At 63.4% G+C, this 26,214-nt stretch carries 26 protein-coding genes; 15 read left to right on the top strand and 11 right to left on the bottom strand.

The features are described 5' to 3' along the window. Positions 1 to 264: 264 nt before the first annotated feature. The 3 genes from ACYG97_RS13360 to ACYG97_RS13350 are packed head-to-tail and all read left to right on the top strand — an operon-like array spanning position 265 to position 3,304. On the top strand, positions 265 to 1,143 hold the full coding sequence (locus tag ACYG97_RS13360; protein ID WP_023733094.1) for an ABC transporter permease: 879 nt from the start codon (positions 265 to 267) through the stop codon (positions 1,141 to 1,143). After that, the gene (locus ACYG97_RS13355) at positions 1,140 to 2,294 is read left to right on the top strand and encodes an ABC transporter permease (RefSeq protein ID WP_023733093.1); all 1,155 of its coding nucleotides are present in this window, start codon (positions 1,140 to 1,142) and stop codon (positions 2,292 to 2,294) included. The genes ACYG97_RS13360 and ACYG97_RS13355 overlap by 4 nt, the downstream gene beginning before the upstream one ends. Before the next feature lie 38 nt (positions 2,295 to 2,332). After that, entirely contained in the window at positions 2,333 to 3,304 is a 972-nt protein-coding gene (locus tag ACYG97_RS13350) for an ABC transporter substrate-binding protein (RefSeq protein WP_023682178.1), read from the top strand. 48 nt (positions 3,305 to 3,352) lie between these two features. Here the strand turns inward: ACYG97_RS13350 and ACYG97_RS13345 are convergent, their stop codons facing one another. Further along, positions 3,353 to 3,811, bottom strand: coding sequence for an Lrp/AsnC family transcriptional regulator (locus tag ACYG97_RS13345; RefSeq protein ID WP_023682177.1), 459 nt, complete (start codon positions 3,809 to 3,811; stop codon positions 3,353 to 3,355). 123 nt (positions 3,812 to 3,934) lie between these two features. Between ACYG97_RS13345 and ACYG97_RS13340 the strand changes: the two genes are divergently transcribed. Then, entirely contained in the window at positions 3,935 to 5,218 is a 1,284-nt protein-coding gene (locus tag ACYG97_RS13340; protein WP_023688001.1) for a cystathionine gamma-synthase family protein, read from the top strand. Positions 5,219 to 5,432: 214 nt separating this feature from the next. On the opposite strand, the gene ACYG97_RS13335 is transcribed toward ACYG97_RS13340, so the two are convergent. The 3 genes from ACYG97_RS13335 to ACYG97_RS13325 all read right to left on the bottom strand — a co-directional run bounded on the left by ACYG97_RS13335 (position 5,433) and on the right by ACYG97_RS13325 (position 9,269). Then, on the bottom strand, positions 5,433 to 7,082 hold the full coding sequence (locus tag ACYG97_RS13335; protein ID WP_023733092.1) for a thiamine pyrophosphate-binding protein: 1,650 nt from the start codon (positions 7,080 to 7,082) through the stop codon (positions 5,433 to 5,435). Then, the gene (locus ACYG97_RS13330; protein WP_023733091.1) at positions 7,079 to 8,254 is read right to left on the bottom strand and encodes a CaiB/BaiF CoA transferase family protein; all 1,176 of its coding nucleotides are present in this window, start codon (positions 8,252 to 8,254) and stop codon (positions 7,079 to 7,081) included. Before ACYG97_RS13330 ends, ACYG97_RS13335 begins: the two co-directional genes overlap by 4 nt. 82 nt (positions 8,255 to 8,336) lie before the next feature. Further along, positions 8,337 to 9,269, bottom strand: coding sequence for an alpha/beta fold hydrolase (locus ACYG97_RS13325; RefSeq protein ID WP_023733090.1), 933 nt, complete (start codon positions 9,267 to 9,269; stop codon positions 8,337 to 8,339). Between the two features lie 132 nt (positions 9,270 to 9,401). Between ACYG97_RS13325 and ACYG97_RS13320 the strand changes: the two genes are divergently transcribed. The 4 genes from ACYG97_RS13320 to ACYG97_RS13305 all read left to right on the top strand — a co-directional run bounded on the left by ACYG97_RS13320 (position 9,402) and on the right by ACYG97_RS13305 (position 12,525). Continuing rightward, complete coding sequence (locus ACYG97_RS13320; RefSeq protein WP_023733089.1) at positions 9,402 to 10,289, top strand: alpha/beta fold hydrolase; 888 nt, start codon at positions 9,402 to 9,404, stop codon at positions 10,287 to 10,289. After that, complete coding sequence (locus tag ACYG97_RS13315) at positions 10,286 to 10,735, top strand: MarR family winged helix-turn-helix transcriptional regulator (protein ID WP_023729370.1); 450 nt, start codon at positions 10,286 to 10,288, stop codon at positions 10,733 to 10,735. The genes ACYG97_RS13320 and ACYG97_RS13315 overlap by 4 nt, the downstream gene beginning before the upstream one ends. Positions 10,736 to 10,833: 98 nt before the next feature. Continuing rightward, positions 10,834 to 11,841, top strand: a complete 1,008-nt coding sequence (locus tag ACYG97_RS13310; RefSeq protein ID WP_023733088.1) for a ribonuclease T2 family protein — start codon at positions 10,834 to 10,836, stop codon at positions 11,839 to 11,841. Between the two features lie 69 nt (positions 11,842 to 11,910). Next, positions 11,911 to 12,525, top strand: coding sequence for a hypothetical protein (locus tag ACYG97_RS13305; protein WP_156937167.1), 615 nt, complete (start codon positions 11,911 to 11,913; stop codon positions 12,523 to 12,525). A gap of 5 nt (positions 12,526 to 12,530) precedes the next feature. On the opposite strand, the gene ACYG97_RS13300 is transcribed toward ACYG97_RS13305, so the two are convergent. After that, complete coding sequence (locus tag ACYG97_RS13300) at positions 12,531 to 13,817, bottom strand: GGDEF domain-containing protein (RefSeq protein ID WP_023729367.1); 1,287 nt, start codon at positions 13,815 to 13,817, stop codon at positions 12,531 to 12,533. A gap of 233 nt (positions 13,818 to 14,050) precedes the next feature. Between ACYG97_RS13300 and ettA the strand changes: the two genes are divergently transcribed. From ettA to ACYG97_RS13285, 3 genes are all read left to right on the top strand, one after another. Next, a complete protein-coding gene (ettA, locus tag ACYG97_RS13295) occupies positions 14,051 to 15,700 on the top strand; it encodes an energy-dependent translational throttle protein EttA (protein WP_023688009.1) in 1,650 nt (549 codons plus the stop codon). 49 nt (positions 15,701 to 15,749) lie between these two features. Continuing rightward, entirely contained in the window at positions 15,750 to 16,520 is a 771-nt protein-coding gene (tam, locus tag ACYG97_RS13290; protein ID WP_023733086.1) for a trans-aconitate 2-methyltransferase, read from the top strand. Between the two features lie 131 nt (positions 16,521 to 16,651). Continuing rightward, positions 16,652 to 17,773 (top strand): beta-ketoacyl-ACP synthase III, encoded by a 1,122-nt coding sequence (locus ACYG97_RS13285; RefSeq protein WP_023714787.1) that lies wholly within the window; start codon positions 16,652 to 16,654, stop codon positions 17,771 to 17,773. Here the strand turns inward: ACYG97_RS13285 and ACYG97_RS13280 are convergent, their stop codons facing one another. Continuing rightward, complete coding sequence (locus tag ACYG97_RS13280) at positions 17,774 to 18,340, bottom strand: methyltransferase family protein (protein WP_023733085.1); 567 nt, start codon at positions 18,338 to 18,340, stop codon at positions 17,774 to 17,776. Positions 18,341 to 18,536: 196 nt separating this feature from the next. Between ACYG97_RS13280 and ACYG97_RS13275 the strand changes: the two genes are divergently transcribed. Then, positions 18,537 to 19,148, top strand: a complete 612-nt coding sequence (locus ACYG97_RS13275) for an MOSC domain-containing protein (protein WP_023714785.1) — start codon at positions 18,537 to 18,539, stop codon at positions 19,146 to 19,148. Positions 19,149 to 19,207: 59 nt separating this feature from the next. Here the strand turns inward: ACYG97_RS13275 and ACYG97_RS13270 are convergent, their stop codons facing one another. After that, complete coding sequence (locus ACYG97_RS13270) at positions 19,208 to 20,050, bottom strand: SDR family oxidoreductase (RefSeq protein ID WP_023690853.1); 843 nt, start codon at positions 20,048 to 20,050, stop codon at positions 19,208 to 19,210. Positions 20,051 to 20,194: 144 nt separating this feature from the next. Further along, a complete protein-coding gene (locus ACYG97_RS13265) occupies positions 20,195 to 21,157 on the bottom strand; it encodes a D-amino acid aminotransferase (RefSeq protein ID WP_023733084.1) in 963 nt (320 codons plus the stop codon). 152 nt (positions 21,158 to 21,309) lie between these two features. On the opposite strand from ACYG97_RS13265, the gene ACYG97_RS13260 reads away from it, so the two are divergent. Next, a complete protein-coding gene (locus tag ACYG97_RS13260; RefSeq protein WP_023733083.1) occupies positions 21,310 to 21,816 on the top strand; it encodes a hypothetical protein in 507 nt (168 codons plus the stop codon). Positions 21,817 to 21,822: 6 nt separating this feature from the next. Here the strand turns inward: ACYG97_RS13260 and ACYG97_RS13255 are convergent, their stop codons facing one another. Then, the gene (locus ACYG97_RS13255; RefSeq protein WP_023668245.1) at positions 21,823 to 22,137 is read right to left on the bottom strand and encodes a DUF2293 domain-containing protein; all 315 of its coding nucleotides are present in this window, start codon (positions 22,135 to 22,137) and stop codon (positions 21,823 to 21,825) included. Further along, positions 22,134 to 22,640, bottom strand: coding sequence for a tRNA (N6-threonylcarbamoyladenosine(37)-N6)-methyltransferase TrmO (tsaA, locus tag ACYG97_RS13250; RefSeq protein WP_023733082.1), 507 nt, complete (start codon positions 22,638 to 22,640; stop codon positions 22,134 to 22,136). Before tsaA ends, ACYG97_RS13255 begins: the two co-directional genes overlap by 4 nt. A 167-nt stretch (positions 22,641 to 22,807) precedes the next feature. Here tsaA and ACYG97_RS13245 point away from each other — a divergent pair, with 167 nt between their 5' ends. Together ACYG97_RS13245 and metF are read left to right on the top strand one after the other, a co-directional pair. Next, positions 22,808 to 23,830: an ArsR/SmtB family transcription factor gene (locus ACYG97_RS13245; protein ID WP_023688015.1), complete on the top strand. Its 1,023-nt coding sequence runs from the start codon at positions 22,808 to 22,810 to the stop codon at positions 23,828 to 23,830. Beyond that, on the top strand, positions 23,830 to 24,747 hold the full coding sequence (gene metF / locus ACYG97_RS13240) for a methylenetetrahydrofolate reductase [NAD(P)H] (RefSeq protein ID WP_023668248.1): 918 nt from the start codon (positions 23,830 to 23,832) through the stop codon (positions 24,745 to 24,747). Before ACYG97_RS13245 ends, metF begins: the two co-directional genes overlap by 1 nt. Positions 24,748 to 25,196: 449 nt before the next feature. Here the strand turns inward: metF and ACYG97_RS13235 are convergent, their stop codons facing one another. Then, a complete protein-coding gene (locus ACYG97_RS13235) occupies positions 25,197 to 26,114 on the bottom strand; it encodes a DMT family transporter (protein WP_023733081.1) in 918 nt (305 codons plus the stop codon). Between the last annotated feature and the right edge of the window lie 100 nt (positions 26,115 to 26,214).

Here is a 26,214-nt window from a genome sequence, read left to right as displayed (position 1 = left end):
GCGCAGACCCTAGGATCCATACCGTTACCTATACGGTCCGCAACGGTGCAAAACGGTGCACACGCCGCTGCGCCCGCGAAGGCGAACATTCTCAACCGCTTATACCCCTCGGCCAACGTCACGGAATGGATCCTAGGGTCTGCACGACGCTTCGCGTCGCTCCGCCCTAGGATGACGAACGCGGAGGTGGTCGGCCTCCGCTTCGCTCCGGCCACCCTCTCCCCGTTGGGGAGAGGAGGGCGCCCCGCTGGCGAGGCGCGATAGATGGACACCTTCCGCGAAAAACTCATCCCCGTGACCTCCATCCTCCTGGGCGTGGTGGTGCTCTGGTATGTCTTCGCCGTCATCCTAAACGCGCCCTTCCAGCGCGACCTCGACCGGCGCGCCGGGGAAACCCACGGCACAGTCGAATTCATCGGCAAGACGCTGTCGCAGCCCAAGCCGACGCTGCCGGCGCCGCATCAGGTGGCGGTGAACTTCTTCGAGAACACCTTCCTGCGGCCCATCACGTCGAGCCGCAGCCTTGTCTACAATGCCTGGGTGACCCTGTCGTCGACGTTGCTCGGCTTTGCCTTCGGCACGGCGCTCGGCATCGTCATCGCGGTCGGCATCGTGCATGTGGCGACGCTCGACCGCAGCCTGATGCCGTGGATCATCGCCTCCCAGACGATTCCCATTCTGGCCGTGGCGCCGATGATCATCGTCGTGCTGGGGGCGATCGGCATCAGCGGTCTGATCCCAAAGGCGATGATCTCGACCTACCTGTCGTTCTTCCCGGTGACGGTGGGCATGGTGAAGGGCCTGCGCTCGCCCGAACTCATGCATCTCGACCTGATGCACACCTACAATGCCAGTGTCTCGCAGACCTTCTGGAAGCTGCGGGTGCCGGCCTCGGTGCCGTTCCTGTTCACCTCGATGAAGGTGGCGGTGGCGGCGAGCCTGGTCGGCGCCATTGTCGGCGAACTGCCGACCGGTGCTGTCGCCGGCATCGGCGCCAAGCTTTTGGCAGGTGCCTATTACAGCCAGTCCATCGACATCTGGTCCGCCCTTGTGGCGGGCTCGGTGGTGGCGGCCCTTCTGGTCATGGTGGTCGGCATGGCCGGGCGCCTCGTTGACCGCGCCATGGGCGGGAGGCCGGCATGAACTGGCTGAAGCCCTCCTGGCAAACCGTGCTGGCCGTTGCGCTGTGCCTCGTCGCCGTCGCGCTCAGTGCGATGTCGAAGCCGGAAGCGGCCGCCCTTGCAGACCCGACGGCAAGCTTCGACTACCCCTATTTCGGGATAAAGACCCCGATGATCGGCCTGGCCGTGCTGGCAGGGCTGATCTCGATGATCAGAATTTCGCCGCTGGCCGAGGCTGCGGTGCTGTTCATCGGCGCTCATCTCGTCGCCTGGATGCTGATCTCGGGCATTACAGGTTTCGAAGGCACGGCATTGGCGCCGTATTTCCTGCTGCTCGCCGCTGCCTGGCTGCTGGCCTGGCGCTGTGTGGCGGTGCTGTCGGGGCTTCGCCCGATGGCAAAAGGGGCGCGGATGGCGCTGCGCCTCATCATCCCGGCGATCTTCGGCGCCTGGATCCTGATCATATGGGAAGCGGTGACGCGTGGCGCCGGCATTCCCTTCATCCTTTTGCCGCCGCCGAGCGCCATCGGTGTGCGCATCGCCAGTTCCCTGCCGGTGCTCGGCGCCGATATCAGGCAGACCATCTTCAAGGCGGTGATCTTCGGTTATGTCATCGGCAGCGGCGCCGGCTTCCTGGTGGCGATTGCGGCCGACCGCGTGCCGTTCCTGCGCCGCGGTCTGCTGCCGATCGGCAATATGGTCTCGGCGCTGCCGATCATCGGTGTGGCGCCAATCATGGTGATGTGGTTCGGCTTCGACTGGCCGTCCAAGGCCGCGGTCGTCATCATCATGACCTTCTTCCCAATGCTGGTGAACACGGTTGCCGGTCTTGCCGCCTCCGGCCATATGGAGCGCGACCTGATGCGCACCTATGCGTCGGGCTACTGGCCAACACTCTTGAAGCTCCGGCTGCCGGCGGCAGCGCCCTTCATCTTCAACGCGCTGAAGATCAACTCGACGCTGGCGCTGATCGGCGCCATCGTCGCCGAGTTCTTCGGCACGCCTGTGGTCGGCATGGGCTTTCGCATCTCGACCGAGGTCGGGCGGATGAACATCGATATGGTCTGGGCCGAAATCGCAGTTGCAGCACTGGCGGGTTCGGTCTTTTATGGCGTGGTCGCTCTCGTCGAGAGAGCCGTCACGTTTTGGCATCCCTCTGTCCGTGGTGGATAGGGCGGTGGGTTCGGGTGTTAACTTCAGAGGGTAAAAACATGAAAAGACTGATCATTCCGATGCTGGCCGGCGCGATGTCGCTGGCCGCGTTCCAGGCAATGGCCGCCGACAAGGTGACCTTGCAGCTGAAATGGGTCACGCAGGCGCAGTTTGCCGGCTACTATGTCGCCAAGGCCAAGGGTTTTTATGAAGCAGAAGGCCTCGACGTCGACATCAAGCCGGGCGGTCCCGATATCGCACCCGAGCAGGTGATCGCCGGCGGTGGCGCCGACGTCATCGTCGACTGGATGGGCGGGGCGCTCGCCGCGCGCGAAAAGGGCGTGCCGCTGGTCAACATCGCCCAGCCGTTCAAGAAGGCCGGTATGGAGCTGGTCTGCCCGAAGGACGGCCCGATCAAGACCGAAGCCGATTTCAAGGGTCACACGCTGGGCGTCTGGTTCTTCGGTAACGAATATCCATTCTACGCCTGGATGAACAAGCTCGGCCTGAAGACCGAAGGCGGCCCGGACGGCGTCACGGTTTTGAAGCAGAGCTTCGACGTGCAGCCGCTGATCCAGAAGCAGGCGGATTGCATTTCGGTCATGACCTACAACGAGTACTGGCAGCTGATCGATGCCGGCTACAAGCCGGATCAACTGACCGTGTTCAACTACTCGGCGATGGGCAACGACCTGCTTGAGGACGGGCTCTATGCCTCGGAAGACAAGCTCAAGGATCCGGCTTTCGAAGACAAGATGGTGCGTTTCGTGCGCGCCTCGATGAAGGGCTGGAAATATGCCATCGACAACAATGACGAGGCCGCGGGCATTGTCATGGACGGCGGTGGCCAGGACGAAAACCACCAGAAGCGGATGATGAGCGAAGTCGCCAAGCTGATCGACAATGCCGACGGCAAGCTCGACCCGGCGACCTACGAGCGCACCGCCAAGGCGCTGCTCGACCAGAAGATCATCACCAAGGCGCCGACCGGCGCCTACACCACAGCCATCACCGACAAGGCGATCAAATAAGCCTGGCCAGGCAATTTCGACCTCGAGAGCGGCGCCTTTGACCAAATGTCAGAGGCGCCGTTCCTTTATGGTGTTCATGACGAAGCTGGTCTCGATCGACGCGACGCATTTCAGCCGCGCGATCTTTTCCTTGATGAAGCGCTCGTACTGTTCGAGGCTGCCGGTCACCACTTTCAACACATAATCGCGTGACCCGGTGACGAGGTGGCATTCCAGTACCTCTTCCCAACCGCGGATGGCGTCTTCGAACATGACGATCTCGTCCTCGTTCTGGCGGCTGAGCCGGACGGTGGCGATGGCGACCATGTTCCAGCCGAAGGCGGCCGGGTCGACCAGCGTGGTATAGCCCCTGATGATGCCGGCCTCCTCCAGCCGGCGTACCCTCCTCAAACATGGCGACGGCGACAGGCCGATGCGCTCCGCCAGCTCATTGTTGGTGATGCGGGCGTCGGCCTGCAGCTCGCGCAGGATCTTGCGGTCGAAATCGTCGGCTATCTTCTGTTGCACTTTTGCTCTCGCTCGGCAATTTGTTGCCGGAATGCAGCCATGCGAGGCCGAAAATAGCAAGGACTGGTGGACCGGGATCGCATAAATTGCTGGACGAGACTCCTCCAGAACGCAGGAAAAGCCATGACCGCGCCGCGCCCGTCGAAAACCCACATCGGCAACCACAAGCTCCATCCGGAAACGTTGATGTTGAGCTATGGCTTCGATCCGCAACTGTCGGAAGGCGCCGTCAAGCCGCCGGTGTTCCTGACCTCGACCTTCGTGTTCAAATCGGCGGAGGAGGGGCGCGACTTCTTCGACTACACATCCGGCCGCAAGGAGCCGCCGAGCGGCACGGCGTCCGGCCTGGTCTATTCGCGCTTCAATCATCCCAACTCCGAGATCGTCGAGGACCGGCTGGCGGTCTATGAGGGAACGGACGCCTGCATCCTGTTCTCGTCCGGCATGTCGGCGATCGCCACCACGCTGCTCGCCTATGCCCGTCCGGGCGATGTCATCTTGCATTCGCAGCCGCTTTACGGCGGCACTGAGACGCTTTTGACGCGCACGCTGTCCGGCTTCGGCATCGGCGCTGTCGGCTTCGCCGACGGCGTCGACGAGAAGGCGGTGCGGGCCGCTGCTGATGCAGCGGTGGCGAAGGGGCGTGTCTCGGTCATTCTCATCGAAACGCCGTCAAATCCGACCAACAGCCTGGTCGACATCGCACTGATCCGGAAGTTTGCCGACGAGATCGGCGCAAGCCAAGGATCAACGCCGATCATCGTCTGCGACAACACGCTGCTCGGCCCGGTGTTCCAGCGGCCGATCGAACATGGCGCCGATGTCTCCGTCTATTCGCTGACCAAATATGTCGGCGGCCATTCCGACCTGATCGCCGGTGCGGCGATGGGCAGCAAGGCGGTGACCAAGCCAATCAAGGCGTTGCGCGGCGCAATCGGCACGCAGCTCGATCCGCATTCCTGCTGGATGCTCGGCCGCTCGCTGGAAACGCTGTCGATCCGCATGGAGCGCGCCAACGACAATGCGCGGCTCGTGGCTGAATTCCTGCGCGATCACGCCAAGGTGGAAAAGGTGCATTACCTGCCGTTCCTGGGCGAGGACACGGCAGCGGGACGGGCCTACAAAGCGCAATGCAGCGGCGCCGGCTCGACATTTTCTTTCGATATCAAGGGCGGAGAGAAGGCGGCCTTCGCCTTTCTCAACGGGCTGCAAATATTCAAGCTGGCGGTGAGCCTTGGCGGCACGGAGTCACTCGCCAGCCACCCGGCGGCGATGACGCACTCCGGCATTCCCTTCGACGTGCGCCAGCGCATCGGCGTGCTGGAGACCACGGTCAGGCTGTCGATCGGCGTCGAGCATCCGGACGATCTTATCGCCGACCTGACGCAGGCGCTGGCAGCGGTCTGACTGCTGACGAAGGTCGGCGGGACAGCACCCCCCTCTGTCCTGCCGGACATCTCCCCCTCAAGGGGGGAGATCAGCAGCTCTGACCATAGCGCCCTGTCTGCAACGCTGGAGATTGGCGAAGGGCGACGTGACATCCAATCTCCCCCCTTGAGGGGGAGATGTCCGGCAGGACAGAGGGGGGTGTGACGGAACTCGGCCTATCCCTTGTCGGTACTCAGCTCTTGTCGCGGATCTGCGTCATCGTCCGCGTCGGCGTGATCGCCTCGGGGTCGAGCCTGATTTCGACGATCGCCGGCTTGCCGCTGGCGCGGGCACGCTCGAAGGCAGGGGCAAAATCTGCCGTGTTCTCGACCGTCTCGCCGTGGCCGCCATAGGCGCGGGCAAGAGCGGCAAAGTCAGGGTTCTTAAGATCGGTGGCGACGACGCGGCCCGGATAGTCGCGCTCCTGGTGCATGCGGATGGTGCCGTAGATGCCGTTGTTGACGACGATTACGACGATCGGCAGGTCGTATTGCACGGCGGTAGCGAATTCCTGTCCGTTCATCAGGAAGCAGCCGTCGCCGGCAAAGGCAATCACGGTGCGGTCGGGATGGAGCGCCTTGGCGGCGACCGCGGCCGGGGTGCCGTAACCCATCGAACCGGAGGTCGGCGCGCCTTGGGTGGCGAAGCGGCGGAAGCGGTGGAAGCGGTGCACCCAGGTGGCGTAATTGCCGGCGCCGTTGGTGAAAATGGCGTCATCGGGCAAAATCTTTTCCAGATAGTTCATGATCGGCCCCATCTGGACCGTGCCGGGGCCGGTCTCAGGAGGCGTCGACCAGTCGAGGTAGGCAGCGTGTGCTTTCGCTGTCTCATCCGCCCAGGCTGGCGTGGACGTTGGCTTGCGCTTGGCGAAGGCTTCGACGAAGGCTGACGGCGCAGCGTTGATCGCCAGGGTCGGCCGGTAGACACGGCCGAGTTCGCCGGCATCGGCATGGACATGGACCAGCGTCTGGTCGGGGTAAGGGCTCTTCAGCAGCGTATAGTCGGAGGACGGCATCTCGCCCATGCGGCCGCCGATCAGCAGCACCAGGTCGGCCTGCTTGATGGCGGTGGCCAGCTTCGGGTTGATGCCGATGCCGACATCGCCAGCATAGTTCGGGTGCAGATGGTCGAACAGCATCTGGCGGCGGAAGGAGCAGCCGACCGGCAGCGACCAGGCCTCGGCAATGGTGCGCATACGTGCCACCGCTTCCTCGTCCCAGCGTGTGCCGCCGAGGATGACGAAGGGACGCTTGGCCTTGGCCAGAAGCTTTTCCAAAGCATCGAGTTCGGCTTCGCCGGGCCGGGTTTCGACCGGCGTGTGCGGCAAGGCCGCGGGCGCGTCGACAAGACTGGTCAGCATGTCCTCCGGCAGCGAGACGACGACGGGGCCGGGGCGGCCCGATGTCGCGACAGCAAAGGCGCGGGTGACGAGTTCGGGGATGCGCGCGGCATCGTCGATCTCCACCACCCATTTGGCGATGTCGCCGAAGAAGCGCTTGTAGTCGACCTCCTGGAAAGCCTCCCGCTCCTTGGCGTGGCTGGCGACCTGGCCGATGAACAGGATGACGGGTATCGAATCCTGCATGGCAATGTGAATGCCGGCCGACGCATTGGTGGCGCCGGGGCCGCGGGTGACGAAGCAGATGCCGGGCTTACCGGTCAGCCGCCCCTGGCAGTCGGCCATCATGGCGGCGCCGCCTTCCTGGCGGCAGACAATGGTGCGGATGGGCGAGTCATGCAGCGCGTCCAGCACAGCGAGATAGGATTCGCCAGGCACGCAGAAGATGCGGTCGGTGCCGTGCGCCTCGAGTGCGTCGACAATCAGTTGTCCACCGGTCTTCATCGTCCAGACTTCTCCAGTTCGGCAAGAATTTCTTCGGTATGTTCGCCAAGGCGAGGCGAGGGACGCTCATAGACGAGCGGTGTGCCGGACATCACCATCGGCGCGCGTACGGAGGGCAGACGATTGCCATGGCCATCGTCGAGGTCGAGGCGCATGCCGCGTGCGATCGTCTGCGGGTCGGCAAACATCTGGCCGATGTCGTTGATCGGGCTCGCCGGCACGCTTGCCGCTTCGAGCTTGGCCAGCAATGGGTCGCGATCCCAATTCTTCAGCGTCTCGATCAAGTGCTCGCGCAACTTCACCCGGTTGGCGACGCGGGCCGGATTGGTGGCGAAATCGGGATTCGCTGAGAGATGGTCGAGCCCGACGGCGGCGCAGAATTTGGCGAACTGGCCGTCATTGCCGACCGCCAGGATTATGTGACCGTCCCTGACCGGGACAACCTCATAGGGCGCGATGTTCATATGCGCATTGCCCATCTGCACCGGCGCCTTGCCGGAGACGAGATAGTTGAGGTTCTGGTTGCCGAGTGCGGAAATCTGCGTGTCGAACAGCGCCATGTCGATATGCTGTCCCTGGCCGGTCTTTTCGGCATGGCGAAGCGCTGCCTGGATGGCGATCACCGAATAGAGGCCGGTGAAGATGTCCGATATGGCGACGCCGGCTTTTTGCGGCTCGCGCCCGACCTCGCCGGTGATCGACATCATGCCGGCCATGGCCTGGATGATGAAATCATAGCCGGCGCGGGGTGCGTAAGGCCCATCCTGGCCGAAGCCGGTGATCGAGCAGTAGACGAGCTTTGGATTGATCGCCTTCAGGCTCTCGTAATCGAGCCCGTATTTCTTGAGGCCGCCGAGCTTGAAGTTCTCGATCAGAATGTCGGCCGTGGCAACCAGCCGGCGCACCGTCTCGGCCCCTTCGGGCGTCGAGAAATCGACGGCGATGGAGCGCTTGCCGCGATTGCAGGAGTGGTAATAGGCGGCCGACAGGTTCTCGCCATCATGGCTCATGACGAAGGGAGGACCCCATTTGCGGGTATCGTCGCCGCCATCGGGGCTCTCGACCTTGATGACATCGGCGCCGAGATCGGCCAGCAATTGTCCTGCCCACGGGCCGGCCAGGATGCGGGCGAGTTCGACGACGCGGACGCCTTTCAGCGGAGGTTCAGCCATAAATCACCAAAAACGGGTCGGAACCGCAGCCTCTATCAACCCGGGATGCCGCTGTCACGGGCCTTGCGGTGGGCCAGCGATGTCAGCGTTTGAGCACGCTATCGGCCCAGGCAGCGAAATCGTCCATGACGACATCGCGGTTCACCTCGTTCAAGCTTTCGTGGCGGGTGTCGGCGTAAACCTTTGAAACCAGATTCGAAAAGCCCATCGCACGCATGCGCTTGGCGAGATGGTCGATGCCCTTGCCATAGTCGGAGGCCGGATCCTTCTCGCCGCCGACGATGCTGACGGGCAGGTCGCGCCTGATGCCGGCAAAGCCCGCATCCTTGCCGCCTTTCTGCGCCATCTCCACGACATCGCGCCACATCGAGATCGAGGCATCCCAGCCGCACAGCGGGTCGGCAATGTATTTCGCCACTTCTGCCTCGTCGCGCGACAGCCAGTCGAAGAGCGTCTTGTGGCTGGGCACCGCCTTGCCCCAGGCCTGGAAGGTCAGCCTGGGCAAGATGCGTGAGGGGACATCGGAGCCGAGCCTGAAGCGCTCATAAGCGAGGATGGCGAGCGCAAGCCGGCCGAGCAAGCCTTGTGAGAAATTGCCGTTCCAGATCGCCGCGGCGTGGACGCGCGGCGAGTGCGCCAGCAGGTAGTTGAGCGCCACCGACGCACCCATCGAATGGCCGAACAGGATGACCGGCAGGCCGGGCTGCTCCCTTGCGATCAAATCGTGGACGGCATCGACATCGGCGATCACCTTGGCCGGGCCGCCTGTGCCGGCGAACCTGCCGAGCGGGGCATCGGGCGCCTTGGTCGCGCCATGGCCGCGATGGTCGTGGACGTAGACATGAAAGCCGCGGGTGCTGAGGTAATCGGCGAAGCGGGCATAGCGCGCCGCATGTTCGGCCAGGCCGTGATTGACCTGGACTACCGCGCGTGGAGAGCCCCCCGCGTGCTTCACATAGAGGTTGAGCGTGGCCCCGGTCGGAGAGGCCAGCGTCGTCTGCTTGTCAAATGCCATGTCTCGCTCCTCGGCGACTGTTGGGCGACGGCGGGACCGACGTCAAGGGGAGGTCGAAATCAGCCGGGGTCACTATTGACAGCTTGCTGTCAATTTGGTTATATGACAGCATACTGTCAATTGGATCGGAGCATGACCATGAAAACCGTTTCGCGCCGCGCGTTTCTGCTGGCGAGCCTTTCATCCGCAATGCTCCTGCCCGGCATTGCTTCCAGCCAGACCAGGGAGATGACCATGAAGACCTCAACCATTGCCGGCCCGCAGGGCCAGCTTGCCGGCTACGACATCAAATCCGGCGACGGCCTGCCGATCCTGTTCGCGCATGGCGACTGCAGCCGCGCCACACAGTGGAACCGGGTGATGCAGCTCACCGCAGGTGGCCGTGAGGCGGTCGCCTTCGATTTTCGCGGCCATGGCGCATCGGCGCCCGCAGCCGATGCGAATTATGGCTATGACGGACGCGCGGACGATATCGGCGCCGTGGCCGATGCGTTCGGGCTGCAACGGTTTGTCCTGGTCGCGCATAGCGGCGGCAGTGGCGCAGCCCTTGCCTATGCCGCCAGCCATGCCGACCGGGTCGCCGGCATCCTGCTGGTCGATCCGGCGACCGATCCGCGTGCGTTGCCAAAGGAGATCCGCGACGGTTTCGTTCGCGATCTGGCGGGGCCGCAAGGCCTCGATGTCCTCAAAGCCTACTACACCTCGATTGCCGGCTCCGATGAAGCGGTTCGTCAAACGGTGCTGGCCGATGCGGCGGTGGTCGATCCGGCGGCTCGGGCAGGCGTCGGCAAGGTGCTGGCGGAATGGAATCCCGAACCGACGCTCCATGCCTATCACGGGCCGATCTTCGTGCTGGCCACGGAGGCCAATGACAATGCGGCGGCCCTGTTTCGGCTGCGCATCGGAATTGGCCACAGAACCGTCGCCGGTTCCGGCCATTGGGTGATGCTTGACAAGCCGGAGGCGGTGGCTGAAGCCGTCAACACTTTTGTTTCCACCATCGAGGCCGGCCAGAAATGACAAGCAGGACCGAAGCCGGAGATGTGCTCACCGACCTGGTGCTTGCCGTGTTCCGGCTGAATGGCGGGTTTCTCGACGCGGCCGACCGGCTGGCCGAGCCTGCCGGGTTGACGGCGGCGCGCTGGCAGGTTCTGGGCGCGGTGCTGAAGGAGCCGAAATCGGTGGCCGACATTGCCCGCGACATGGGGCTTGCCCGCCAGAGCGTGCAGCGCCTTGCCGACATTCTGGCCGCCGAAGGGCTTGCCGCCTATGCGGACAACCCGGCGCACCGCCGCGCGAAGCTCCTGGCGATGACCGATGCCGGCCGGGCCGCGATCCGGGATATCGGCACGCGCCAGCATGTCTGGGCCAACCGCATCAGCGAGGGCATCGAGGCTCGCGCGCTCGAGACAGCGCTTGATCTGCTGCGTATGTTGACGAAGCGGGTCGAGGAGGGCGGGGTCTGATCGACCGAGCGATTGTTTTTTGCGGCGGACGAAAGAAATCGTAATTCTGACATGTCACACGTTTCTAGCTTGCGCTATGAAACGCTAGGAGTGCTGGAATGCGGATATCGGCGATATGGGGTGCGGTGTTGGTGGCGCTGGCCGGTGTCGGCCTAGCGCGTGCCGATGTGAAGATGAGCGGCTCCTTCGTGGCCGATGCCGCCTGTCCAGCGACGCAGGCGATCAAGAGCGGCAAGAACCCCGGCAATATCGCGACAACGGCTGGACAGAGCTACGACCTCCTGGCCGGCAACAAGGATGCGCCGACGCATTACCTCATCCGCGTGCCGGGCGCCGATCCTGAGCGTCGCTGGGTCAAGATCAGCTGCGGTCATGTCGCCGGCGGCAGCGCAGCCGCCCAGCCGGCCGCGCCCGCCGATCAGGGCAAGCCTGCGGCTTCGGGAAAGCCCGAATATGTCTTTGCGCTGAGTTGGCAGCCGGCCTTCTGCGAAACCAAGGCAAGCAAGCCCGAATGCCAGGCGCAGACGGCGGGCGGTTTCGACGCGTCGCATTTCACTTTGCATGGTCTGTGGCCGCAACCGAACGGCAATTTCTATTGCCAGGTGCCGGCGAGCGACAAGGCCAATGATAATCCGGCCCATTGGGCCGACCTGCCGCCGGTCAACCTCGATGCCAATACGCGCGCCGAACTCGACCAGGTGATGCCTGGCACCGCCTCCAAGCTCGAACGGCATGAATGGATCAAGCACGGCACCTGCTACGGCAAGAGCCAGCAGGAGTATTTTGCCGAGGCGCTGAACCTGATGCGGGCGGTGAATGCCTCGCCTGTGCGCGAGCTCTTCACCAGGAACGTCGGCAAGCAACTGACTTCGGACCAGATCCGCAGCACCTTCGACAGCGCCTTCGGCGCCGGGGCGGGCGCGCGGGTGCGTGTCTCCTGCCTGGTCGATCCGTCGAGCGGCAGGCGGCTGATCGGCGAGCTGACGCTGGGCCTGACCGGCCCGATCGGCCCCGACAGTTCGCTGGGCACTCTCATGCTCGCCTCGGCGCCGACGACCAAGGCGGGCTGTCCGAAGGGTTCGGTCGATGCGGCCGGGTTCCAGTAGATATCCGTCTGTCGCTTGGCACTGACGCGGTGATATGGTCTGGATGTGTTTCATTCGGCGGGGGTGGCGATGAGTGGCATGACATCAGGCGCGCTGGCGCGGCTGGCTTTCTGGGCCAGGGGGATGACCGCCATAAAAGACGGCCGCATGGAATGGCCGGGCTTTTCCTATACCGATGCCGAGTGGGCGCGCATGCGCGTGCTTGCCGCGCCGATCGGGGCAAGCCGCTACCAGCTGTTCACTTGGGTCAACGCCGCGATCTTCATCGCCATTGCCGCGCTCGGCATCGTCTGTGTCTTCCTGCCGCTGGCGACACTTTTGTTTCCGGTGCCGGCCGACACCAGCGCGCTCAAATTCTCGGCTCTGCTGGCGGCGTGTGCCTTTCTCATAATCGGGCTCGGCTTGCCGATCTCCATGCGCCTGTCGAGCGCGTTGGCCATCTCCCGGGAGATGCGCGCCGGTCTTGTCGGCGAAGCCGGTGACGAAGCGCTGGCAGCAAAAGTGTCTTGGCAGATCAACCGCATCATGCTGGTCATGTGCGGCCTGCTGGTGCCCGGCATTCTGTTGTTCATCGCTTATGACATCGACGCCAGTCCGATCATCACCACGCTGAAATGGCTGGCCATCGCGCTGATAGCCGTTTCAGTTGCGGTCGGCGCGTTGCAGCAGCGCAAGCGGAGCTGACAACCTTATCCGCTGACGCCACGTGTGGACAATGTCCAGGCACTGAGGTCTTCGGCATCGTCATGCGCTTCGCCGACGACGCGGTCACGCCCGGTGGATTTGGCCCTGTAGAGACGCTCGTCGGCAAGGGCGAAGAGATCGGCAAGCGAGCCTACGGTCTCATCGACAGTGGCGATGCCGGCGCTGACGCTGATGTCGAACCGGTTTACGCACGCTTTGACGGCCTGGCGGAGGTTTTCTCCGAGCAACCTGGCGACCGCATGCGGCTGCGAGCAAAGGATGGCGAACTCCTCGCCGCCGATCCTGAAAACCTGATCGTGTGCGCCGGCCGCCTGGGTCAGCACCTGGGCGATCGATCTCAGCACCCTGTCGCCCTCGGCATGGCCGAAGCGATCGTTGATCGACTTGAAATGGTCGACGTCGACGATCAGCAGGCTGAGCGGTTGGGCCGTGCGCAGGCTGACAGCGACCAGACGTTCGCCGTCGCTGTCAAAGCGTCCCCTGTGCAACAGGCCGGTGAGGCCGTCGCGGCCGACATGTTCGACCAGGGCTTCGTAGCGCTCGCGATAGGTCAAGGTGTCGAAGACGTCGGACAACCCACGTGGTGCCACGACCTGACGCGTTTCGAACCATCTGAGGTAGGCGACAAGCATGGCGCTGTAGGCAAAAGCGGCACCCATCTTGGCGAACCAGCCGCCGAAGAAGACCGCAATCGGCGCGCCGGCGACGAAATGCAGGGCGCTGAAAAATCCGGCCTGGTCGAAGGTGAGCACGCAGGCGACGCAAATCAGGATGCGGGAGAACGGCGCCCTGCGTAGATAACGCCCGAGCTTTTCGTAAAGCAGGATGATCAGGATGGCGTCGATGAAGAGCAGCGTCGTGCCCCACACCATCAGCCAGCCCAACTGGTCGATGAAACCGATATCGGGAAGCTTGCCGTCGGAAAAGGCTGAAATATCGTGCAGGCGCAGGATCAGGACCAGCCCGATCATCAAGGCGTTGCCGAGCAAAAGGCCATAGATCGGCTGGCGCACCGTGGCCGCATCTTCCTTCATGTAGAGGAGAAGCAGCATCACCAGCTTGCCGGAAAACAGCACCGCCGAGCCTGGCGAGACCATGCCGAAGGGCAGGGCGACATAGAAGACGCTGGCGAGATAGGTTTCGAGGAAATGCATGGCGCCCAGCGCGCAGACGAAGACGCCGAGGCCGATGCGATCCCTGAAGCGGAACAGCGTGACCATGACGCTGAAGTAGACGACCGCTTCGGCAAGGAGCAGGAAACTGTTCAGCACTACCTTCGGTCCGATCTTTACTTTCGATCGCGACAGGCCAGCGATCGATCCTGTTTTGACGCTGAAGGGTTAACCGGGGATTTCAACGCTCCCTACAACCGGCGGAAAACTTAACGTGCGGTGTACACCCGCTTGAAATGGCAAAAGCGATTGCCGTTCGGCCCGGCATCGCCTACATAGCGGCCAACCTCCATTCAATCCGACATTTCGGTCAATCATCAAGGAAAGCGCGCGTGGCACGCCAGTTCATCTATCACATGGCCGGCCTCAACAAGGCCTATGGCACCAAGAAGGTGCTTGAGAATGTCCATCTCTCCTTCTATCCCGACGCCAAGATCGGCATCCTCGGCCCCAACGGCTCGGGTAAGTCGACGATCCTCAAGATCATGGCCGGGCTCGACAAGGAGTGGAACGGCGAAGCCTGGCTCGCCGAAGGCGCCACCGTCGGCTATCTCGCGCAGGAGCCGGCGCTCGATGCCAACAAGACGGTGTTCGAGAACATCATGGAAGGTGTCGCCGCCAAGACCGCCATCATCGAGCGCTACAACGAATTGATGATGAACTACTCCGACGAGACGGCCGACGAGTCCGCCAAGCTCCAGGACGAGATGGACCGGCTCAATTTGTGGGATCTCGAACAGCAGGTCGAGATGGCGATGGAAGCGCTGGGCTGCCCGCCCAAGGATTCCGAGGTCACCAAGCTTTCGGGCGGTGAGCGCCGCCGCGTCGCGCTCTGCCAGCTGCTGCTGCGTCAGCCCGACCTCTTGCTGCTCGATGAACCGACCAACCATCTCGACGCCGAGACTACGGCGTGGCTGGAAAAACACCTGCGCGCCTATCCCGGCGCGGTGATGATCATCACCCACGATCGCTACTTCCTCGACAATGTCACCGGATGGATCCTCGAGCTCGATCGCGGCCGCGGCATCCCCTATGAGGGCAACTACACCAAATACCTCGAAGCCAAAGCCAAGCGCCTCAAGCAGGAAGGCCGCGAGGACGACGCCCGCCAGCGTGCCATCGGTCGCGAACGCGAGTGGATCCAGTCCAGCCCGAAAGCTCGCCAGACCAAGTCCAAGGCGCGTATCCAGGCGTTCCAGGACCTGCTGGATGCAGCCGACAAGCGGCGTCCGAGCGATACGCAGATCGTCATTCCGCATGGCGAACGGCTCGGCAATGTGGTGATCGAGGCGGAAGGCCTGTCGAAGGGCTTTGGCGACACGCTGTTGATCGAGGGTCTGGAATTCAAGCTGCCGCCAGGCGGCATCGTCGGCGTCATCGGCCCGAACGGCGCCGGCAAGACGACGCTGTTCCGCATGATCACCGGCCAGGAAACGCCGGATGCCGGCTCTGTCCGCATCGGCGAAACGGTGAAGCTCGGCTATGTCGATCAGAGCCGCGATGCGCTCGATCCGTCAAAGACGGTGTGGGAGGAGATTTCCGGCGGCGCAGAAGTGGTCAAGCTCGGCAAGTTCGAGGCCAACACGCGCGCCTATTGTGCGTCGTTCAACTTCCGTGGCGGCGACCAGCAGCAGAAGGTCGGCAACCTCTCCGGCGGCCAGCGCAACCGCGTGCATCTGGCAAAAATGCTGAAGACCGGCGGCAATGTGCTGCTGCTCGACGAACCGACCAACGACCTCGACACGGAAACGCTGGCGGCGCTCGAAGACGCGCTGGAAAATTTCGGTGGCTGCGCCGTCATCATCTCGCACGATCGTATGTTCCTCGACCGCCTGGCCACCCACATCCTCGCCTTCGAGGGCGACAGCCATGTCGAATGGTTCGAGGGCAATTTCGAGGATTACGAGCAGGACAAGATCCGCCGGCTCGGCCCCGAGGCCGTCAACCCGCACAGGATGACGTACAAGAGGTTGACGCGGTAAGGGAGCAACCGGGGCGGCGAATTTCTCAACTGATACGAGGAAAGCTTGAATGACCGACTGGTCCGCCGCCCAATATCTGAAATTCGAGGATGAGCGGACGCGGCCCGCGCGCGATCTTGTCGCGCAGGTACCGGTGGATTTCCCGCGCCGGGTGGTCGACATCGGCTGCGGCCCGGGTAATTCGACCGAGCTGCTGGTCGAGCGCTGGCCGGATGCTGATATCAGCGGCTTCGACACCTCTCCCGACATGATCGAGAAGGCGAAGGCGCGCCTGCCCAGCGTCAATTTCGACCTCGCCGATGCCTCGACATGGCGGCCGGCCGAGCCGGTCAACGTCATCTTCGCCAATGCGGTGTTCCAATGGCTGCCCACCCACCCGGTAGTGTTCCAGCGGCTGATGGGCTTTCTCGCGCCGGGCGGTGCGCTCGCCGTCCAGATGCCCGACAATCTGCTTGAGCCGTCGCATCGGCTGATGCGCGAGACGGCCGCCGAAATGCCGTTCGCCGCCAAGATGGCAGGTGCTGCGCGCGGACCGCTGCCGGCGGTGTCGTTCTATTATGATCTCTTGTCGCCGCTCTCCATCCGGGTGGATATCTGGCATACGGCCTACAATCATCCGCTGACCGACGCCGAGGTGATCGTCGAATGGGTGAAGTCGACGGGGCTGAAGCCGTTTCTCGATCCGCTCGACGCCGGCGAGCGCAAGATATTCCTCGACAATTACACGGCCAAAATTGCCAAGGCCTATCCGAAGACCGCAAACGGCAAGGTGCTGCTGCGCTTCCCGCGCATTTTCATCGTCGCCAAGCGGGCCGGCTAGCACTCCCGATGACATCCGGCCACAGCCTATGGTTTAAGCCGGCGTAAACCGGTGGGGTGAGAAAAGTGTTGTGTCGCGCCCCCTCGTCGTTCACATGAGAACGACAACGCCTGCGCATGGACGGACTGGATATGCATCGCGTCATCATCAGCGGCATCGGCGTTGAAATCCCTGAAGCCAAGATCACCAATGAAGAACTGGTCGCCAGTTTCAACGCTTGGGTCGACACGGAGAATGCGCGCCGGCAAGGCCCGGATGAGACGCTGCTGCAAAAATCCGACAGCGCCTTCATCGTCCATGCCTCAGGCGTCCAGACCCGGCATGTCATCGAGCGCGAAGGCATTCTCGATCCGACCCGCATGGCGCCGCGCATTCCGGCGCGGCCCGATGATGCGCTGTCGCTGCAGGCCGAGTTTGGAGTGGCCGCGGCCCGGAAGGCGCTCGACCATGCCGGCCTGAAGCCGTCCGACATCGACCTGGTGATCTGCTCGGCCTCGCACCAGCAACGGCCCTATCCGGCGATCGCCATCGAAATGCAGGAGGCGCTGGGCACCAAGGGCGCCGGCTTCGACATGGGGCTTGGTTGTTCATCGGCCGCGGCCGCCTTGCACATTGCGGCCAATCTGGTCCGGGCGGGCGCGCACAAGCGCGTGCTGGTGGTCACGCCGGAGATCATCACCGGCCATCTCAATTTCCGCGACCGGCAGACGCATTTCATCTTCGGCGATGCATCGGTGGCGATGGTGGTCGAGGGGCTGGGCGAGGGCGAGAGGCGGCCGGGGCGTTTCGAGGTGCTGGACACGCGCACCTGGACGCAGATGTCGAACAATATCCGCACCAATCTGGGCTATCACACCCGCACCGCCCAGGACGATCCTTACATGATCAACCTCGAAGGCAATCTGATCAAACAGGTCGGCAACAAGGTGTTCAAGGAAGTCACCGTCGCCGGCCACAAATTCATTGTCGAATTCCTCGCCGAGCACGGGCTGACGCCGCAAGCCATCAGGCGATTCTGGCTGCATCAGGCCAATGCGCGAATGAACGCCATGATCCTGAAACTGGCCTTCGGCCACGAGGTCGACCATGACCGCGCGCCGATGGTGCTGGAGCGGCTCGGCAACACCGCCGGCGCTGGCGCCATCATCGCGCTGTCGGAAAACCACGCCGACATGAAGCCCGGCGATTTCGGCGTGCTGTGCGCCTTCGGCGCCGGCTATTCGATCGGTGGCGCGCTTTTGCGGATGCTGTAATCAGGCCGGCATGAACGGCACCAGCATCGGTACGCTGCGGGCATAGTCATCATAGGCGTTGCCGAGTTCTCCGCGCAGAAAGCGTTCCTCCAGCCTTGCCTTCATGACGATGCCGATGGTGAGAAGAATCGCGCCGGCGATTCCCCAGACCGTGCCTTTGGCCGCCATTGTGGCAAGCATCGCCAGAAGCAGTCCGGTATAGATCGGGTGGCGGACCATTCTGTAGGGACCGGTGTCGACGACACGGTGCTCGGCCTTGGCCGTCACCGAAGCCGACCAGAGACGGCCGAGATGCAACCGCGCCCAACAGGCGAACAACAGGCCAACGGCAACAAGCCCTGCGCAGATCCACGCTTCGGCAAGGGTCGGAAACCAGAATCGCAGCCGGCCGGCATAGCCATGCGCGGGAATGAACAGCAGCACCGCGCCGATCAACCACAAAGCGCGATAGCGAAGCTCCTCCTGGATGCCGGCACGCTTTTTCGCCGGGTCGGCCCAGAAGGCGGCTAGAAACCAGGACACGACCCAGATCAGCCAAAGCAGCGCGATTGCAGTCCCGGGACGCATGGAAACCTCCGCAGACTTGTCTCACCATGAGGCCGGTGCAGCACGGCGGCAATGCGGCGCAGTACGATAGGATATGCGATCCGCGGTAAGAAGATCGTGATCGGCTGCCATCAGCCCGCTTGATCGGATCATCATTGCTTTGGACTGGACCGGGCTCATGGCTATCGCTAATGCCGCCTTGCACAAGGAGTAAGCCATGCTGGATCTTTTCCCTGAGGCTCCGATCGAGATCATTTCAGCGCGAAAACTCGTAGCCAGGGTGACGGCGCTCTACGCCGCACCGTCGAATCACTTCCAGACGCGCCCGGTGGAAGCATTGCAGCTCGGTTTCGAAGGCATCGACGGCGACTTCCACGCCGGCGCCACCCGTCGTTCGGGCGGTCGCGAACCCTGGTATCCGCGCGGCACCGAAATCCGCAACGAGCGGCAGATATCAATCGTAGCAGGGGATGAACTCGCCGTCGTTGCCGAGCGGATGGGGCTGGCCGAGATCAAGCCGGAATGGATCGGCGCCAATCTGCTGATCGAAGGCGTGCCGCATCTCTCGATGCTGCCGTCAGGCACGCTGCTGTTCTTCAGAGGTGGCGTGACGATCAAGGTCGATGCGCAGAACGGACCTTGCCGCCTTGCCGGACGTTCGATTGCCGAAAACGCCGGGATGGCCGATCGGGAGGCCGGCGCGCTGGCCTTCCCGAAGGCGGCGAAACGGCTGCGCGGCCTCGTTGCCTGGGTCGAGAAACCGGGTCGTATGACAACAGGGGAAGAGATCTCGGTGCGAGTGCCCGAGCAGTGGATTTATCGATCCTAGCACCGGGCTAGGGCAAGGGCTGCGCCGCCGGGGCGACGCAGCCGGATTTCAAGACGCGCTCAGGCCGCCTTGCGGTTCTTCTTGGCGCCCTGCGCCTCGACGGAAACGTGGTCCCACTTTTCCCACAGCGCGATGCGGTTGGCGTATTCCTGCTTGATCATCGGCAGGCCGCCATCGCCGAAGAAGACGCGCAGCGGCGGCTCGGCCGCGTCGACGATTTCAAGCATCGCCGGTCCGGTGGCCTCGGGGTCGCCGGCGACCGAGTTGGCGCGGCGTTCCGCCATCTTGGCGCGGGCCGGCGCGTAAGCCTCGATCGCTTTGGAGACCTTGGCCGAGGCGCCGGACCAATCGGTGGAGAAGCCGCCCGGTTCGACAAGCGTCACATGGATGCCGAATTCGGCGACCTCGATGCTGAGCGACTGGCTGAAGGCTTCGAGCGCCCATTTCGAGGCATGGTAAAGGCCGAGCGACGCAAAGGCGTTGACGCCGCCGATCGACGAGATCTGGATGATGTGGCCGGAGCCCTGCGCCCGCATGATCGGCAAAGCCGCCTGGGTGACCCAGAGCGCGCCGAACACATTGGTTTCGATCTGGTCGCGGGCTTCCTGTTCGCTGACTTCCTCGATGGCGCCGAAATGGCCATAGCCGGCATTGTTGATGACGACGTCGAGCCGGCCAAAGCGCTTGTGCGCCTCGGCGATGGCCGCATCGACAGCCTTCTTGTCGGTGACGTCGAGCTTGATCGCGGCGACATTATCGCCGTATTTCGCGACGAGGTCGGCGAGCGTGCCGGCATCGCGCGCGGTTGCGGCGACACGGTCGCCGCGAGCGAGTGCGGCCTCGGCCCAGACTCGGCCAAAGCCTTTCGACGATCCGGTGATGAACCAAACCTTGCTTGTCATGACGTGGAATCCTTGCCCATGCGGGCCGTGAACTGGAAGCGGAGGCTTCTCCGCTTCCGCGATATACGGTGCGTCGAGCGAATTTCCAGAGGCGAGGGGGAATCTTTTTGGTCACGACATCGTGTGGAGCAGGACCTTCGCCGGTCAGGGATAGCGCACCGGGCTCGACCAGGCCGGGTCGTCATGCTTTTGCCAGTAGAGCGCCATCAAGCGCTTTGTGATCCCGCCTATCTTGCCGTCGGCGACAGCAGCGCCGTCGATCACTGTCACCGGCATGATGCCGCCGGCGGTGGAAGTGATGAAGACTTCGTCGGCAGCCTTCAGCGCGGCAACGCTGACGTCGACGGCCGTGGTGGGAAGCGCTGCCTCGGCGCAGAGGTCGAAGACGGTGCGCCTGGTGATGCCGGGCAGCACGCCGGCGGCTGGCGTCGACAGCCTGCCGTCCTTGACGCAGAACACGTTGAAGCCGGGGCCTTCGGCGACATTGCCGTTGAAGTCGAGAATCAATGCGGTTTCGGCCCCACGGTCATAAGCGTCGTAGAGGCCGCGCACGAGGTCGAGCCAGTGGTAGTTCTTGATCGCCGGATCGATCGAGACCGGCGGAATGCGCACCTTGTCGCTAATGGCGACATGCAGGCCGCGCCGCAACTGCTCGGCATTGGCGACCGAGCCGAAGGGAACTGCGAAGGCCATGAAGCGGTTGACCGCCTGGCGCGGATCGCGGCTGAAGGTCGGCGAGGCGCCGCGCGTGCACAGCATTTCGACATAGGCGGCGCGATGGCCCGACAGCGCCACGCAATTGTGCAGAATCTCGGCCACGCCATCGCGGTCGGACGGGATCGTCATGCGCAGTTTTTGCAAGCCGGCGAAGAAGCGGTCGAGATGCAGGTCGAGTCGGAAGAAGCTCCCGTCCCAGACATGCACGGTGTCGTAGGTGGCGTCGGAATGCAGAAAGCCCCAATCCAGCACCGAGATTTTGGCCTGCGACATCGGCAGATACTGACCATCGAGAAAGGCGACGCCGTCGGGATAGGAATGCGGATCGATATGGCGATCCGACAAAGCCGGCAATGGCACGATGCTACCGGCTGCTGCGCTTCGGTTCATGGCGATTGGTCCCTTCGGCTTGATGCGGCAGAGTCAAGCTAGTGGTCCCCTGCAGGCGGCATAGGGCCACCCAACCATCGCTGTTTGTCCTAGGTAGCACATTCGATATGCCCTATGGTCCGGCTTGAAAATATCCGGCCGGGAGGGGCAAAATGGGCAAATCTTTTCGGACCATCAGCTTTGCAATTTTCGTCGTCTTCGTCACTGGCGATGCCTTCGCGCAATGCGCTCGCGAGGGCGAGGCGCTGTGCCAGAACGGCCAGACCTATCGTTGCGAGAAGACGGGCAGCGAACTGACGCCGATCTTTCAGAACGTGCCTTGCGTGGTCAACGCGACGGGGCTCAACGGGATCTGGACCGGCAGCGGCCATCAAAGTCCGGCCGGGGCTGCCGGCGCCGATTGGGCGATCGCCATGACCATCGGCGATGGCGCCGCGTCGATCGACTATCCGTCGCTCGGCTGCGGCGGACCGTTGACCCAGATTTCTCGCGACGACAGTTCGGCGGAATACCGGGAAAGCATCAGCTACGGCCAGGACAAGTGCATCGACGGTGGCGGCATCACCGTCCGGTTCTTCAAAGGGAACCTGTCCTGGACCTGGGTTGGGCAGGCGGACGGCCAGCCCTACAATGCGGTTGCCGTATTGAAGCGACGGTAGCTGAAATTATTCCTCTTCGTCCTCTGCATCGAGCAGGCGCGTGGCGCGCCAACGGGTCAGCACCATGTTTGTTTGCTCGATGACGAAGAACCGCGCCGAGTCGCGGTCATAGCCCTCGGCCAGCAGCTTTTCATAGTCGGTATGGCCGTGCCTGATATGGGCGATCGTCGCCAGCCAGACCGCGATGCCCGGCGGCAGCGTCTTCATGTGCACGGCGCCGGCCTCGGTGCGGATTTTCTCCATATCGGCATAGGGCGCCAGGGGCAGCAGTGCGGTCAGCGCCTTGGCGATGGCGCGGCGGCGGCCGGTGGGCGCGCTCATTTTTCGTCACGCCCGGCAATGGTCGCCTCGGGAAAGGCGTCGGTCGAGGCGAAATAGGGCTTGATGTCGATCACCGGGGTGCCGTCGAGCACATCGATGGCGTCGATGGCGATGCGGCCGTGGTCGATGTCGACGGCGATCAGCCTGGCGATATGCAGCCCGACTGGGTTCGGCCGGGCAGGGGAGCGCAGCGAGAAAACGCCTTTCGGCTCAGCCGCATGGCGGGGTCTCTGGACAATCAGTGCCCGCGGCGCGTGATGCAGCCAGGACAGGATGACGATGTGGCTGGCCCGCTCCAGCGCAAGCAGGCCGTCGCGATAGGGTGGGTCGATGAGAACGGTGGCCGCCTGTCCTGTCTCGCGGGCGGCGCGCATGTTCTTCGGGCAGCTTTCGCGCGTGGTCCACGGCGAGGCGATGCGGCCGATGAACACGATATGGCCATCCGCCGGCATGTCAGCCGGGTCGGCCTGCAGGAGCTTTTCGCCGTCGCGCGTCTCGAACATGGCTTTCGCCCTAGCACAAGTTTCCAGCCGATCGTCAGGGAAAAGCGGTTCTCTCAGGCGGGGATCATGTGTGCGGCATTTTCTTGTCAGGAAGCGACATAGGCCTTGCTATGCCGCCAAAGCTGACATAAACATATGTTTATATCTTTTTCAACGAGAACGCGCCGATGCATGTTTCGCTCGATACCATGGTGGATACGCTGAAGGCGGCGGCCGAATCGAGCCGGCTGCGCATCCTGGCGCTCTTGTCACGCGGCGATCTCACCGTGTCCGACCTCACCGAGATCCTCAGCCAGTCGCAACCGCGGGTGTCGCGGCATTTGAAGCTGCTGCTGGAGGCCGGGTTGATCGGCCGCTACCAGGAGGGCTCGTGGGCCTTCTTCCGGCTGTCGGATACGGATTCCGCGCGCGACTTCGTCATGGGGCTGGTCTCTGGCATTCGCGGCGCCGATCCACAGGTCGAGCGCGATCTCGAGCGGTTGGCATCGGTCAAGCGCAAGCGCCAGGACCGTGCCGCCGAGTATTTCTCCGAGAACGCCGCCAGCTGGGATCACATCCGCTCGCTGCATGTGCCGGACCGCGCGGTGGAAGCCGCACTCCTCAAGCTGGTCGGCAAGCGGCCATTCCAGTCGATGCTAGACCTCGGCACCGGTACCGGGCGGCTGCTGGAGATATTTTCGCCGCTCTACCGGCGCGGTGTCGGCATCGACATGTCGCGCGAAATGCTGACGGTGGCGCGGGCCAATCTCGACAAGGCAGGCATCGCCAATGCCCAGGTCCGCCAAGGCGACATTTTCGCGCCGCCGGTCGAGCGCGACGCCTTCGACCTCGTCACCATCCATCAGGTGCTGCACTATCTGGACGATCCGGCACGCGCCATTCGCGAGGCGGCGCGGCTGCTGCGCCCGGCGGGCCGGCTGGTGATCGTCGACTTCGCGCCGCATGCGCTGGAGTTCCTGCGCGACCAGCACGCGCATGTCAGGCTGGGCTTTTCCGACCGGCAGATCTCCGAATGGTTTGCCGAGGCCGGGCTCGATCTCGAGGATGCCCAGGAATTCGAGCCGCGCGGCGGCAACGAAGCCAGGCTGACCGTCAAGCTGTGGCTCGGCCGGGACCGCCGCATGCTGATGGCCGAGCCTTCCAATGATACCCAACCCACCAAAGCGTACCCTATGGGGGAAATCGCCTGATGAACCAGTTCCGCTTTTCCCGCCGTCCCGACATTGGCGACAAGGTCCGCGTCTCCTTCGAGTTCTTCCCGCCGAAGACCGATGAGATGGAAGCCAGGCTCTGGGACACCGTCACCAGGCTGGAGCCGCTGAGGCCGAGATTCGTCTCGGTGACCTATGGCGCCGGCGGTTCGACGCGTGAGCGCACGGCCCGCACGGTCAAGCGCATCCTGAACGAGACGACGCTGACGCCGGCGGCGCACATGACCTGCGTCGACGCTGCCCGCCATGAGGTCGACGCCGTGGTCCGCGAATTCGCCGATATGGGCGTGAAGCGCTTCGTCGCCTTGCGTGGCGATCCGGCGGCCGGCGTCGGCACCGCCTACCGGCCGCATCCCGATGGCTATGCCAATGGCGCCGAACTTGTCGGAGCGCTGAAGGACGCCGGCGATTTCGACATCTCGGTCTCGGCCTATCCCGAAAAGCATCCGGAAAGTCCGGACTTTGCCACCGACTTCGACATGCTGAAGCGCAAGGCCGACAATGGCGCGACGCGGGCGATCACCCAGTTCTTCTTCGACAACGATCTCTACGAGCGTTATGTCGAGAAGGCGCGCCGTGCCGGCATCTACATCCCGATCGTGCCTGGCATCCTGCCGGTGCACAATTTCACCCAGGTCGCCAATTTCTCGGCGCGCTGCGGCGCGCTGGTGCCGGCATGGCTGGCCGAGCGTTTCGAAGGGCTGCACAACGATCCGCAGACGCATGCGCTCGTGGCGTCTGCCGTGGCGGCCGAGCAGGTGCTCGATCTCGTCGAGCGCGGCGTCAGCGACTTCCATTTCTACACCATGAACCGGGCCGACCTGGTGTTTGCCATCTGCCATATGATCGGCATCCGCTCCCACGAAACAGAGGCAGCTGGATCCGCCGCCGCCTGAGCTTCATCGTGGTATGAAATCTGAAATGCAAAAGGCCGGGCGAAACACCCGGCCTTTCGAATTTGTGGGCTATTGCTGCTGTTCTTCCGCTCCGGCGGTTACGGAAGAACACCTATGATAAGGGCGCCAATGAAGGCAAATGCAGCACAGATCATCAATGCGTTGATTGGCCTCGTAAGTCCCATGTCATAGTCTCCTCTTCAAGAGCTATGGGTGGAGTCTAGGGGCATTTGTGCCACAGGCAAGCGGAAAATATGCTGCAATGCGACGCGATTGTGGAATTTGCGACCTGCCACCTGCCGTTAAGCGTTGAAACTCTTCGGCAAAAGCCGCTGGCAGCCTGTGAATAAATTGTGACGCGGCCGTGGCGAAAGCGAGGCATGGCAGCGCTACCAGACCTAAAGCGCGTCGTTGTCCCAAAACCGCTGCGCACTTTTGGTCGACAGGCATTAGCGCCGACCAAACAACCGCCCGTCGATCGTCACCAGGCCAAGCGCGATCAGTGCCATGCCGCAGAACTCGAACAGAGCGAGCCGCTCGCCGAGGAACAGGAGGCCGAGCAGGATGGCGCTGGCCGGGACGATGAGCGTGACCAGCGAGGCGTTGGTGGCGCCGGCCGAGGCGACGACGTTGAAATAGAGGATGTAGGCGAAGGCGGTGGAGAGCAGCGCCAGCGCCAGCACCGCCGTCCAGACCGGCGGCGAGGCCGAGAACAGGCCGGCCGGGCCATAGGTGAGCAGCACCACCGGGATCATGATGATGGTCGACGCCGTCAATTGTCCGGTGGCGATGACCGGCGAGGGCACGCCCTTGAAGCGGCGGGCAATCATCAGCGCGACGGCGTATGACAGCGAGGCGCCGATCAGCGCGAATTTCGCCCAGACCGGGCCGCCGAGCCCGGCCAGCAGGCCGGGGCCGATCATGACAGCGGTGCCGGCGATGCCGAGCCCGATGCCGGCAAGCTTGTTCCAGGAGAGCTTTTCGTCCGCTGTCAGCGCGTTGGCGAGGATCAGCGTCCAGAACGGCGTCGTCGCATTGAGCACCGAGGCGACGCCGGCGCCAAGCGCGGTCTGGCCGGCAAAGATCAGCGAGAACGGGACGACATTGTTGGCGAGCGCCAAAAGGAAAAACAGGCCGGCATGCGGGAAGGCGAGGCGGAAGGACGGACCGCGAATGCCGAGATAGAGCTGCAGTGCAATGGCCGCAATGGCAACGCGAAACAGCACCAGCACCAGCGGGTGCATTTCGGCAACGGCGATGCGGGCAAAGAAGAACGAGCCGCCCCAGATGGCGCCGAGCAGCAGAAGCTGTCCCCAGTCCCTCAGCGTCATCGGTCCGCGCTGCACGGCTGTCGTGGCTATTGCCATCGTGAACGTCCTTCCCCGCGGCATCAATGCCAGCCACTCAGGCAGAAGGCATATCGGGTCCGGCGACAAGAGCCACCCGAAACCTGATTGCTGGCAACAG

The sequence above is a fragment of the Mesorhizobium sp. W067 genome, assembly GCF_054719525.1.
Note: the sequence above shows the minus strand (reverse complement) of the source record. Positions and strands in the feature narration are given on the sequence as shown.